The sequence below is a fragment of the Blastocatellia bacterium genome (assembly GCA_035275065.1).
Taxonomy (GTDB): Bacteria; Acidobacteriota; Blastocatellia; order UBA7656; family UBA7656; genus DATENM01.
The window spans coordinates 133,877-147,065 of record DATENM010000158.1 but is presented as its reverse complement, the minus strand read 5'-3'; the positions used below and the strand labels follow the sequence as shown (position 1 = coordinate 147,065).

Genomic DNA, 13,189 nt, shown 5'->3' with positions numbered 1-13,189 from the left:
ATTGATTGATTCTGTCAAGATGTCGTTGCGCGGACGCGACGACAGATTGCATAGGGACATACGATTCGTTGATTACGCCGGATTAGCGCAACAAAAAAAGAACACCTCAGGACTCAGCGCCTGACGCGGCGATAGCCAGCTTGCGCCTCTTGAGCGCAGCCTTTTCCTGAAATAATTCAAGGACACGAGAGTGGTTTTGATTGCTTTCGGCCTGGCCGATTTCGATCTGAATGATCTCTAATCGGCGCTCGATCTGTTTGCGCCGCAGCGAAGAAAGCGCCTCAGTCGCCTTCTTCAGCAACGTATCAAATTCCTGGCTGCCGGCCCACGCCAGATCGCTCATCAGCAACGCGGGCAGCATCGCTCGCTCTTCTTCACCTTCGAGCCGCGCGCTCAGGTTGTCGAAATCCGGCTCCATTCCCTCACGCTCGATTCGGATCAGCGCCGTGAAAATGGCTCCGGTGGCCAGTTCTGAATAATCGTCTTCTTGCAAGTTGGCGACAATCGCGCGGCGCACGTCCGTGTTGGCAAGCACCAGCTCAAGGAGCTGGCGCTCTGCCTGTGTCACGTCGGCGGCGGCGCGCAGCCGTTTCGGGTCGAGCGCCTGCTGGCGATGAACGGCGACGCGGCGCATCTCTTCGCGGATGACGCGCGAGTCCACCTTCAGTCGGTCGGCGACTTGATCCGAATAATCGGCGCGCGCCACCTTGTCACGCATCCTAGCCAGGTGCGGCATGATGGCGTTGACGGCTTCGACCTTGCCGGCGGGCCGCGTGATGTCATGCTGCGCCACGGTCATATCGATGATGTATTCGATGTACGGCTGTGTCGTCTTCAGCAATGCGCGGAAGGCGTCTCCGCCATAAGCGCGCACGTACTCGTCCGGGTCGTCGTCTGTCGGCATCTTCAGGATGTTCACCTTGAAGCCTTCAGTCAGCAGCATCTCGATTGAGCGCATGGTCGCGTTCTGCCCGGCTGAGTCCGGGTCGAAGTTGACGATGATCTGCGGGCCGTCCATGTATCGGCGCAGCAAGCGCACCTGGCTATCGGTCAGCGCCGTGCCGAGGCTGGCGACGATGTTGCGGATGCCCGCCTGGAAGGGAATCATGCAATCGAGGTAGCCTTCGACGAGGATGGCATAACCGGCATGGCGTATGTCGTTCTTTGAGTAGGCAAGCCCGTAGAGGTTACGCCCTTTGGTGTAGACGGCGGTTTCCGGCGAGTTCAAATACTTCGGCTCGCCTTCGCCCATCACGCGCCCGCCGAAGGCGATGATGCGGCCTTGCGAATCGGCGATGGGAAACATCAATCGCCCGCGAAAGCGATCATAAAACCCGCCGGTCTCTTTCGTGACAACGAGGCCGCTGATGGTCAGGTCTTGATCGGTCGCCTGGTTGTCGCGCAGAAACTTAATCAGCGCATCCCAGCTATCGGGCGCGAAGCCCAATCGAAACTGGGCGCGGGTTTCATCCGTGATGCCGCGCGATTCGACGTAAGCGCGCGCCGCCGCGCCGACCTGCTCGTCGAGCAAATTCATCTCGAAGAACTGCGCCGCCAGGTCGTTCAGGCGCAGCACGACGTCGCGGTCGTGCTGCGTCTTCTTGTAATCTTCGGACTCGTCAACCGCAGGGATGGGAATGCCGCTTTTTTCGGCGACGATGCGCACCGATTCGGGAAACTGACAGCCTTCGATGCGCATGACGAAGTCAAAGACGCTGCCGCCAGCGCCGCAGCCGAAGCACTTATAGAGTCCTTTCGGTTGAGAGACACTGAACGACGGCGTCTTCTCGGAGTGGAATGGGCAGCAGGCCATGTAATTCGCGCCGCGCTTCTTGAGCGTCACGTAATCCGAGATGACGCGAACAATATCGGACTGATTTTTTACGTCGTCGGCAAACCCGCGCGGCAATCGCATACTAATATTCCAGCTTGATTATGGCTTTGAAGGAACCGTCTGTACTTTCGAGCTAGAGAATTCTTACCAGCATTCCCGTCAACGCGCAAGACAGTAAAGGTGAGCGCAGGGCCATATCTTTTCTTCTTCGATCATTCACTTGCGCAGAGTGATAATTGTTGCGCCGCCGCCGCCCTGATTGGCCGGCGCTTCGCTGAAGCGCTCGACGTGCGGGTGGCCTCTCAGCAATTCCGCGATAGCGCGCTTCAAAGCCCCTTTGCCATGACCATGAACGATGCGGACGCTTTCGACGCCGGCAAGAAACGCCTCGTCGAGATACTTGTCGACGCGGTCCGTGGCTTCGTCTACGGTGGTGCCGATCACGTTCAGCTCGCCGACGAAATTCTGATCGACGTCAAACGACGCGCTGACGCCGCGCGGCAGATTGGCGGCGTGCTTTGACGCCGGCGGCTCGGCGGATTTCACCAGTTGCAATTCGTCGCGCTTCAAACGAAAGCGTAAAGAGCCGGCCATCACCGTATAGACGCCATCGTTGATGGTTTCAACGACGCCTTCACGGTCAAAGGCTTTGATGCGCACGCGGTCGCCTTCGCGAATCTCGGTGATCTCTTCGAGCAGCGCGCTAGCCGCGCTTGCCGCCGTGGTCGCCTCGCGTGCCGGGGCGGGTTGGCTTCCCGCCGCGGGGGTGATGGATGCGGGCGCGCTCGCTTCCTGCTTGCGCAAACGCACGGCTGCCGAGCGGCGCAGCTCGGCGGCGCGCGCTTCGGCTTCTTTCTTCAAGCGCGCCGCCGCGACTTTGTCTTTTACGGTGTTGAGCAGATGCGCGCTCTCGTCGTTAAACTCACGGATGACGCGCGCCAGCTCGCCCTCGAACTGGTTGCGCCGCTCGACTTCACGGCGGGCGAATTCGACATCGAGGCGGGCAAACTTGTCCGCCGTCACCTGTCGCTCTTCTTCGAGCGCGGCGCGCAGGCTGGCCTGCTCGTCAACCAGCGACTTCAACTGCTTCAGGTACTCGCCGGCCTGCTTGTGCTGCGGATCGAGTAACGCGCCCGCCTCGTCGGTGATCTGCGAAGGCACGTCCATGCGCCTGGCGATTTCGATGCCCGCCGAAGCGCCGGCAACGCCGACCAGCAAACGGTAAGTGGGCCGCAACGTGCGCTCATCGAATTCGACTGAGGCGTTCAGCACGTCTTCATTCTCTGAAGCCCAGACTTTCAGCGGGTTATAATGCGTGGTCGCAATCGTCGTTGCCTTCTGCCGGCGAAAGTAATCAACGATGGCGACGCCGAGCGCCGCGCCTTCGTCGGGGTCTGTGCCTGTGCCAACCTCATCGATCAGAATCAAGGCGGGCGGCGTCACCGTCGTGGCCATCTCGGCGATGTTTCGCATGTGCGCTGTGAAGGTCGAGAGGTTGGCGGCAATGGACTGTTGATCGCCGATGTCTGCAAGCACTTGCCCGAAGATCGGCAGCGCCGCATCGCTAGCCGGCACGTGCAGGCCCATCTGCGCCATCAGCGTAATCAGGCCGACGGTCTTGAGCACGACCGTCTTGCCACCGGCATTCGGGCCGCTGATGACCATCGTCTGATGCGTTTCGTCCATCTCTAGCGAGATGGGCACGACCCTGCCGCCAGAACCTCGCAGGTTGTGCTCAAGCAGCGGGTGGCGCGCGTCTTTCAGATAGAGCCTGCGGTTGTCGCTCATAAGCGGCCGGGCGCAGTTGAAATCCGCCGAGAGCCGCGCTTTTGCCGCCGCGAAATCGATCTCGGTTATCGCGCTGACGATCTGTGCGATGCCGCCCAGGTGCTCGCGCAGCGTGTCCGAGATGCGCAGCAGGATTTGCGCGATCTCGATCTCTTCCTGTTCGCGCAGGCGCACCAGGTCATTGTTCTGCTCAATGACGCCGAGCGGTTCGACGAACGTCGTCTGACCGCTCGAAGACAGGCCATGCATGACGCCCGGCACCTGGCCGCGCGCATCTGTGCGCACGGGGATAACGAATCGCCCGTTGCGAATCGTCACGATGTCTTCCTGAATGGCGTTCGGCGAGCGGTCGCGCATCAGCGTTTCGAGGCTGCGATAAATGCGCGTGCGCCGCTCGTTCACCTCGCGACGGATGCGGCGCAATTCGGGGCTGGCGTTATCGTCAATCTCGCCGGTCGGCAGAATCTTGCCGCGAATCGCCGCCAGCATCCGTCGCAGATCGGGGATGCGTGTGGCGATGCTTGAGAGGTTCGGGTAACGCGACCGCGTTTCGGCATCATTGAATTGCCCCCGCAGATCCATGCCATTGGCGATCAAGGCTTGCAGCGCGAGAATCTGATGCGGGTCGAGGCTGGTGCCCTGGACTTGCAACTCGGCGAGCGAGGCTGATGGGTCGGCAATGTCGCCCAGTCCGAACGCGCCGCCGCTACTCAGGTAATCGGCGCATTCCGTAGTCAGGTCGAGCGCCTGATTGATGGCCGCCGCGTCGCTGATCGGCAACAACGCGAGCGCGCGCTTGCGCCCCAGCGGCGTTTGTACGTGCCGCGCCAGCAGCGCCACCAGTGCGTCGAGTTCAAGTGTCTTGAACGTGCGTTCATCCATGTTGATAACTCTTTTCTGTCTGCACAGGAATGTTACGTCGCCGGCTCCAGGGTGGTCAATCAACGCTCATTAATTGAATCATTGCTGCGCCATAGACGAGGGCCGGGGATTGTTTGTAAATACGCTTTCGCCTATAATCCGCAGCCGAATGATCAATGTTCTGATTGGCCCGGCCAGTTCAGGGAAGACAGAGACGCTGGTCGCGCGCATGGCCGAAGCGGTTGCCGCCGGTCGGCGCGGCGCTCACCTCATCGTGCCGTCTGCGCCCGCCGCCGCAGTGTTGCGTGAATTACTGAGCGCAGAAACCGCCGACCTCCCGTCGCAGAGCAGCCACCCTGTCGTCACAACCTTCCCGATGCTCTATAGCGGCATATTCAATAAGTCCGGCCTGGCGTATCAATGGCTAAGCTCGATAGAGCGTGATCGCCTCTTGCGGCTCGTCATCAACGGCCTGGCGCAATCAGACAGGCTCGGTTATTTCGCCGAGACCGCGGAGTTGCCCGGCCTGGTCAGTTCGCTCGGCGGCTGGATCGATGAGCTGTGGCGAAGTCATATCACCCCTGAAGGCTTCAATCGCATTGCCGCGGGCCGCAGCGAAAAGGATCGTGACATCGCACAGGTATTCGCTGGCTATGCGGCGGCGCTTGAAACGCTGAATGTCGTGGATGAAGAGAGCGCCGGCCACGTCGCTTTGACGGCAATCGAAAGCGTGCGCGCGCCACTTAACTGGGTATCGTTGATTGCGGTAGATGGCTTCGACTATCTGACGGCGGTGCAGGTGCGATTGCTCTCGTCGTTGGCGGCGCGCGGCGTTGAGGTGATCGTCAGCCTGACGTACGACGAAGCGCGCGCCGTCCATTACTGGCAGCGCCCGACCATCAAGCGCTTGCAGGCGGCGGGCGCGAGCTTCACCCCTTTCACAGCCACTCCGGCAGACTGGATTCAAGTTGCCGCTGCCGCTTTGATGAATGAAGCGGGCGCATCAGCGTTGGGTGATCCTGATTCAGCACCGCAAGACTTTCAAAGCGGCGAAATCACCATCACCTCTGCGCCGGACCGCGCCGCTGAAGTCCGCTCGGCGGCGCGCGAGATCAAGCGGCTGGCGCTTGACGATCATCTTCCCCTCGACGAGATTGCTATCGTATGCCGCTCGCTCTCGATTTACGCTCCACACATCGAGCGCATCTTCGATGAATGCGCCATCCCGGTGACGCTAGACTGCACCGTACCGTTGATAGAAAACCCTGCGGTGGCGGCAGTGCTGCGTTTGTTCAACCTGAGCGGTCAATCGTTCAAGCGCCGCGCTTGTGTCGAAGCCTGGCGCTCGCCTTATTTCGACTGGACAGAGTTCGGATTAGATGAGCAGTCGGTAGACCTGCTCGATGCGATTTCGCTGGCGCGAAATGTCATACAAGGCCGCGACCAGTGGCGAGCCGCCCTGAACCCTGCTGCTGAAAACGTAGGACGTGACCGCGGAATCGGCGAGCACATTCAGTCGGAAGATGAAAGTGAAGCTGATCGCCAGGCTTGCTTTCAACGGCTAGCGACCGGCCTCGACCAGTGGTTCGACGCGCTGACGCCAATGCGGCGCGTCACTCGCGAAGCGCACTTCGAGTGGGCGACAAATCTGCTCGAACGCCTGCGCGTTGGTCAACAGGCAGCAAGCGGCGATACGGCAGCGCGCGATGGCCGCGCCCTGGAAAAATTCAAAGAGATACTAAGGGCGCTGGCTCGCGATGGCATCACCATGCGAGCCGCCGGTCATTCGGACGAGCGGGCCGCCGGCGAAATCTCCTGGCCGGCGTTTGTCGCCGAAGTCGAACGCACGCTCTCTGTCATCACCTATGACCGCGAAGCCGCAGCTTGTGCGTGCGTCACGGCGCAGGAGGCCCACCGTCTTCGCCCGCGCCGTCACCGCGCCGTCTTCGTTCTCGGTTTGATCGAAGGCGAATTTCCAGCGCGGCTGACCGAGCGCGCCCCCTACACGCGAGCCGAGCGCGCAGAGTTGCGGCAGGCGGGGCTTGACCTGACCGAAACCATCACGGATGCCGGGGCTGACCTTTCGCAGTTTTACAAAGCGATGAGCGGTGCGACCGAGCGGCTATACTTGACCTTCGCGCGCACGGACGTTGCCGGCGGCGAATTGCTGCCGTCTTACTTGATTGAAGAAGTGCAGCCCTTCGCCGCGACTCCCTTGCGCCGCCTCCCTCCGTCGTTTAGCGGTGAAGGTCACGCGCTCATGGATGCTTGCTCACTTGAAGAGCTGGCAATGTGGACGGCTCGTGCGCAGCGCCAGGACGAATCGGAGAGCCATGCGGCAGACCACAGGGCCATGCGGGCCGCCAATCGCCTGCTCGATGCGCGGTTGCCAAGCTGGCGGATGACCGAGCGCGGCGCACGGGTTGAGCTTCAGCGAATCAACGCGGCGGCGGTTGCGGCCAGCAGTGGGTGGATCAACCATCCGGCGCTCGCCGCGAAGCTCAAGGAGAGCTATGGGCCGGCTTACCTGTGGAGCGCCACCCAGATCAATGATTATGGCCGTTGCCCCTTTCGCTTCTTTGCGCGCCATGTGCTAAAGCTCGAAGCAGGCAAAGAGCCAGGCGAAGGCTTTGCCGCACATCACATCGGCCACGCGTATCACCGGATTCTCGAAAGGCTTTACACGCAATTGCATCAGCGCGAAATTATGATTCGGTCAGACAACGCGGAGCAGGCGATAGACGAGGCCGCGGAGATAGCCGAAAATGTTCTTCAGCGCATGCTCGACACCGGCGAAGTGCGCCGCGACGCGCTGTGGGAGTTTAATAAAGCCGAGATTAAGCGGCGCGTCGGTCGCTTGCTGCGGACTGAAGCGGCCTGGAACGACGAGCAGCCGGCGCGGCCAGTTGATTGCGAATGCAAGTTCGGTTACGACGACGCGGAAGCGCTGGTGATCGAATGCCCGGGGGGTGACGCTAAATTTCGCGGCGTCGTAGATCGCCTGGATTATTGTGACGGGGACTGGATTGTTGTGGATTACAAGACGCCGCGCACGCCGATTCACATCCGCGAAGCGCTTGAGGGGCGCAACCTGCAATTGCCGCTCTACGCGATGGCTGCTCGCCGCGTCATCAAGAAGGGCGAGCCCGTCACCTCGGCTTATTACCTGCACATCCGTAGCCGCAAGCGCGGCTCGGAGTTGTCAGATAAGCCGGGCGCGAAAGACAGCCTTGAACAGTTGATCGCCCATGCCGAGCAGCGCATACGCCAATATGTCGAGCAGGTTCGCGGGGGCCGTTTCCCTGTACAGCCAAATGGCGACATGGTTTGTCAGACTTGCGAGTATGGCGTAATGTGTCGCATTCAATCCCTGAGGGCCTTTGAAGATGAGTAAGACGGCGAAGGATAACCGAACCGCAAAGACGCTCGAAGTGAAACCGGCGCGCACGGCGCGCGAGCAGCAACAGTTTCTCGATCTGCCTTACCGCTTGCACCGCCAACAGCCGCACTGGATCGCGCCATTGCGGATGGCGCAAAAGGATATGCTCGACACGACGCGTCATCCTTTCTACAAAACCGCCGACGTTGAAAAATTTCTCGCCTATCGCGGAGGCCGCGTCGTCGGTCGCGTCATGGCCATCCTCAACCGCGCTCACAACGAATTTCATGGCGAGCGCGCCGGCTTCTTTGGCTTCTTTGAAGTCGAAGAAGATTATGAAGCGGCGGCAGCCTTGCTCGACTCGGCTCGAAGCTGGCTTGCCGAGCGCGGCGCTGAAGTCATGCGCGGGCCGGTCAACCCCTCGACCAACTATGAATGCGGCCTGCTGGTCGAAGGCTTCGACCTTGACCCGACGCTGATGATGGTTTGGAATCCGAGCTATTACGGCGAATTCCTTGAGCGTTACGGGCTGGGCAAAGCCGCGGACATGTACGCGTATGACATCTCCGCGTCCTATTTCAATGTCTCGGACAAGCTCAAGCGCGTCGCCGAGCGATTGCAGACGAAGGATCGCATTCGCGTGCGCGCGGTCAACCTGAAAGACTTCAAGAGGGAAGTGGAGATCGTCCGCCGCGTCTACAACGACGCCTGGAGCCGCAACTGGGGATTCGTGCCGGTGACCGACGAAGAATTCGAGCACCTCGGCAAAGACTTGAAGCAGTTGGTGGACCCGCGCGTCGTCTTGATCGCCGAGCAGGAGGTCGAAGGCCGCGAGCCACGCCCCATCGGCTTCCTGCTCGCCGTGCCCGACTTGAACCGGGCGCTCAAGAAGCTGCGCGGCCGCTTGCTGCCCTTTGGACTGCTGAAGCTGTTATGGCATTCGCGCAAGATCGATACCATTCGCATCATCACGATGGGAGTCATCCGCGAGTTTCAGAGCATGGGCGCGGGGGCGATCTTCCTGAAAGAGATTTATGACCGAGCGCCCGCCGCCGGCTTCCCCTCGGGCGAAATGAGCTGGGTGCTAGAAAACAACTTGATGATGAACCGCGCCGCCGAGCTGATTGGCGGGCGGCGAACCAAGACCTACCGAATATATGAGATGCCGCTCCAAGAAAGTAAAAAGTAAAAAGTAAAAAGGCAAAAGTGCGGAGCCGGATCAATAGATAGGAAGAGGCACCGGCGAAAGTACCCGATCCTATCTATTCACTCCCCTGCCGACCTTTTGCCTTTTTACTTTTTACTTTTGCCTTCCCGAAGGGCGGGTTGCAATCACCGGCGTTTTGCTTTATTGAATAAGTAAGTGCAACCAGCAGAGCGCGCAACAAAGTGGTATCAAATCGAATTAGGTGCGACGCGGTTTTTCCAGCGCCTGCGCCTGCCGACGAATCAGAAATACTTCATCCTGACAGTTACCATCGCAATCGCCTGCGGGCTGGTTGCCGTTGCTTACCATAAGCTCATCCGGCTGGCTTCGGGACTCATGATCGAGCGCGCCCTGGCGGTTTCGGGGCCGAGCCGCATCTTCTGGATTTTTTTTGTGACCGTCGGCGGCTGTTTGTTGGCCGGCTTGTTGCTGCATTTCTTCTTCCCCGACGCGCGCGGCAGCGGCATCCCGCAAGTCAAGATTGCCTACGTGATGAACTATGGCAAAGTGCCGATGCGCGTCGCCGCCGGCAAAGCGGTGATCTCGGCGCTGTGCGTCGGATCGGGCGCGAGCCTTGGGCGCGAGGGGCCGACCGTGCAAATCTGCGCGGCGCTGTCGAACGTCATCTCGCAGATGTTCTCGATTCCGCGCCGCAAGCAGATGAACCAGTTGCCGGTCGGCGCTGCCGCCGCCATCGCCGCCGCCTTCAACACACCGATTGCCGCCGTCACGTTCGCGCTCGAAGAGATCATCGGCGACCTCAACCAGAGACTCGCCGCCTCTATCGTCATCGCGGCGGTGATTGCCGCGACGATTGAGCGCTGGCTGCTCGGCGCCAACCCGCTGTTTACCGGTGCCAATGTCTATGCGCTGAACCACCCGACGGAATTGCTGGCCTACGCCGCGCTTGGCATCGTTGCCGGCATTGTCGGCGTCCTCTTTGCCAGGCTCATTCTGTTTATGCGGATGTTTTTCCGCGAGCGTGTTCACGTCCCATCGTGGAGCAAGCCGGCGCTCGGCGGCGCCATCATCGGCGCGATTAGTTTGTGGCAGCCGCACGCGCTCGGCATCGGTTACGAGTATCTCGGCGAGGTGCTGCAAGGCAAAGACAACCTCGTTTTGAAAGCTGTCGTCGCGCTGTTAATCGCTAAGATATTGGCTTCAGCTTTCAGCTATGGCGCAGGGATGTCGGGCGGCGTGCTCGGCCCTTCGATGTTTGTCGGCGGCCTGCTCGGCGCGGCGGTCTGGCACATACTGGCTAACCTGCAAGCCTCGCCTGAGATTGCCCGCGGCGCTTTCGCGCTGGTCGGCATGGGGGCGATGTTTGCCGCGGTCATCCGCGTGCCGATCACTTCGATTCTGCTGATCTTCGAGATGACCTATAACTACGAGATCATTCTGCCGTTGATGATCGCCAACGCGATTGCTTATACCGTCGCCTCGCGGCTGATGCCCCTGTCTATCTATGAGAGCTTCCTGTTTCAAGACGGCATCCACTTGCAAACCGCGCCTAGCCCGGATGCGCTCTCGCGCATCACTGCCGCTTCGGTGATGACCCAGGATGTCGTGACCCTGCCGGATGACATTACGGTGAAAGAGGCGCTCGACGTGGTCGGGCGGCTCGAATTCAACGGCTACCCGGTGTTGCGCGATGGGCGGCTGGTGGGATTGATTACCACGAATGATTTGCGGCGCATGGAAGCCGAAGGCAGCGAAGCGACGATGATCGCCGACGCCATGACTCGTAAGGTGGTGCATTCGCACCCTGACCAGACGCTCGACACGGTCGTGCTCAAATTGGCGCAGCGCGAGTTGTCACAGGTGCCGGTGGTGTCGCGCGTCGATGACGCAAGGCTGCTCGGCATTATCACCTTGCGCGACATCGCGCGGGCGCAGGCGCGGCTAGCCGCGATGCAGTACTCGCTCGGCCCCGACGACACGATCCGTCCGACTTCGGAAGAGACCATTCGCCCGCGCTGAAGTTTAATCGGGAGTAGCGCAAGCTAACAGCTTGCGCATGGGCTCGCGCAAGCTAACCGCCTTGCGCTACATGGCAAACGCAATCGAAATCACTCTAGTCGAGCTTCTGGCCACAGAGGCCGCAGAACTGGAAGGCTGTGGACAATCCGCTGGCGCCGCACGCCTGGCAAGCCCGCGCGCCCTCGACAGTGATTCTGATGGATGGTTGAATCGCGCTCGTCTGTGTGGATGATGAGTGCGATTTGCCGGCAATGACGGGCCGCCCAACCGGCGTCGCATGTGCAGGTGACGCCTGCGCTTCTAGCATCAACACCCTGGACATCTCTTCGCGCAGTTGCCGCTCGCAGGCTTCCGGGGTCGTCGCTTCGACACGCAGCTCAGGAAACTCCGGCACCGTGCCGATGAATCGCTCGGCGTCGGCAGACAACACGATCTGCGCCCGCTCCATAAAGAATTCGGTCAACATCCGCGATCCTGCAATTCATTTCGCGCATGGTCGAGCGGGGACAGAATGGGACTGGGCTGGTAAGCCGCTGCGATTATACCAGCGCCGCCTCACTTCTTGAATAGATTTTCAAAAGCCGAGCGCGCCTCATCGAGCGGCCCGCTCTGTCCCTTGGCCCGTGCCGGAATGGCCATCTGGGCCGGCCTGAAGAAGTCGCAGAAATTGGCGCGCTCGCGATCCGATACCCATTCGGCCAGCGGCTCGCGGCAGCGGTTCGACGACGAGGTGTCATAGTTGGCACAGTTCAGGCAGCAGTGAACATCGGCGTTGCAGGATGGGCACTCGGCGGTGCGCGCAATGCGATCCTTGATGACGATTTCGCCCTTGCAGAAGTAACAGATCATAGCGCCCTCGCGATGCATTGGTCTGGTCCAGAACACCAATATATCACAAAAGCGCCGGAATTTTGCAGTGCCGGGCTACACGCGCTCGACCAGCAGGGCGATGCCCATGCCGCCCGAGATGCAGAGCGTCGCCAGCCCGTACTGCACCTGTTGGCGTTGCATCTCATGCATCAAGGTCGTCAGGATGCGCGCCCCCGTGCAGCCGATAGGATGACCGAGCGCGATAGCGCCGCCGTTGACGTTCAGCCGCTCGGCATCGAAATGTAATTCGCGGTCGCAGGCCAGGACTTGCGCGGCGAAGGCTTCGTTCAACTCGACGAGGCCGATGTCGGCGAGTGTGAGCTTGCGCCGCTCAAGCAGCCGGCGAATGGCCGGCACAGGGCCGATGCCCATCACCCGAGGGTCAACGCCGGCGATCTCGTAATCCACGAGCCGAGCCTGCGGCCGGACATCGTGCGACTTGACCGCTGCTCCTGAAAGCACCAGCAGCGCCGCCGCGCCATCGGTGATGCCTGACGAATTGCCCGCCGTCACCGAGCCGTCTTTGGCGAAGACCGGCGGCAGCTTGGCGATGGCTTCAATCGTCGCGCCCGCCCGCGCATGCTCGTCGGTCGCAAAAGCGACGCCGTTGCCTTTGCGGTCGGTGATGGCCAACGGCACAATTTCGTTTTGAAAATGCCCGGCACTCGTCGCCGCCTCGGCGCGCTGCTGCGAGCGCAGCGCATATTCATCTTGTTCGCGGCGCGAGATGTCATACTGCCGCGCCAGCGTCTCCGCGGTCTCGCCCATCACTTGCCCCGACAGGGGATCGAGAAATCCGTCGCGGTACATCCCATCTACCAACGCCGCATTGCCCATGCGCAGCCCCCAGCGCGTGCCTTCGGCCAGGTAAGGCACACGGCTCATGGATTCAGTGCCGCCGGCGATAAGGCAGCGGGCGCGTCCGAGCATGATTTCTTGAGCGGCCAGGATAACGGCTTTCAGGCCAGAGCCACACGCCTGATTGACTGTGAAAGCGGGAACCGTTTCCGGCATCCCTGCACGGTAAGCGATTTGCCGGGCGACGTTCGGCCCGCCGCCGGCTTGCCGTGCGCAGCCGATGATCACTTCATCAACCGCATTCGGAGCAAGACCGGCGCGGCGCAAGCTCTCCTCGACAACCGGCACCGCCAGATCAGCCGCCGTCCAATCCTTCAGCGTGCCGCCGAATTTGCCAATCGGCGTTCGCGCGGATGCGGCAAAGAAAACCTCACTCATATTCACTCACCTTTCAATCTCGTTTGATCGCTCG

General features: G+C 60.8%; 8 protein-coding genes. 3 read left to right on the top strand and 5 right to left on the bottom strand.

The genetic code is table 11. From position 1 onward, the window contains the following. Positions 1-106: 106 nt before the first annotated feature. Both dnaG and VJ464_29995 read right to left on the bottom strand, forming a co-directional pair. Positions 107-1,915, bottom strand: coding sequence for a DNA primase (gene dnaG / locus VJ464_30000; GenBank protein HKQ09394.1), 1,809 nt, complete (start codon positions 1,913-1,915; stop codon positions 107-109). A 135-nt stretch (positions 1,916-2,050) separates the two neighbouring features. Further along, the gene (locus VJ464_29995) at positions 2,051-4,504 is read right to left on the bottom strand and encodes an endonuclease MutS2 (protein HKQ09393.1); all 2,454 of its coding nucleotides are present in this window, start codon (positions 4,502-4,504) and stop codon (positions 2,051-2,053) included. 148 nt (positions 4,505-4,652) lie between these two features. Here VJ464_29995 and VJ464_29990 point away from each other — a divergent pair, with 148 nt between their 5' ends. The 3 genes from VJ464_29990 (at position 4,653) to VJ464_29980 (ending at position 11,049) form a co-directional block, all read left to right on the top strand. Further along, positions 4,653-7,877 (top strand): PD-(D/E)XK nuclease family protein, encoded by a 3,225-nt coding sequence (locus VJ464_29990; protein ID HKQ09392.1) that lies wholly within the window; start codon positions 4,653-4,655, stop codon positions 7,875-7,877. Continuing rightward, positions 7,870-9,051, top strand: a complete 1,182-nt coding sequence (locus VJ464_29985) for an N-acetyltransferase (protein ID HKQ09391.1) — start codon at positions 7,870-7,872, stop codon at positions 9,049-9,051. The genes VJ464_29990 and VJ464_29985 overlap by 8 nt, the downstream gene beginning before the upstream one ends. 174 nt (positions 9,052-9,225) lie before the next feature. Continuing rightward, positions 9,226-11,049, top strand: coding sequence for a chloride channel protein (locus VJ464_29980; GenBank protein HKQ09390.1), 1,824 nt, complete (start codon positions 9,226-9,228; stop codon positions 11,047-11,049). 94 nt (positions 11,050-11,143) lie between these two features. Here VJ464_29980 and VJ464_29975 read toward each other — a convergent pair whose 3' ends face one another. From VJ464_29975 to VJ464_29965, 3 genes are all read right to left on the bottom strand, one after another. Next, positions 11,144-11,515: a hypothetical protein gene (locus VJ464_29975; GenBank protein HKQ09389.1), complete on the bottom strand. Its 372-nt coding sequence runs from the start codon at positions 11,513-11,515 to the stop codon at positions 11,144-11,146. Positions 11,516-11,604: 89 nt separating this feature from the next. After that, positions 11,605-11,898, bottom strand: coding sequence for a hypothetical protein (locus VJ464_29970; protein HKQ09388.1), 294 nt, complete (start codon positions 11,896-11,898; stop codon positions 11,605-11,607). A 75-nt stretch (positions 11,899-11,973) separates the two neighbouring features. Continuing rightward, positions 11,974-13,155: a thiolase family protein gene (locus tag VJ464_29965; protein ID HKQ09387.1), complete on the bottom strand. Its 1,182-nt coding sequence runs from the start codon at positions 13,153-13,155 to the stop codon at positions 11,974-11,976. Between the last annotated feature and the right edge of the window lie 34 nt (positions 13,156-13,189).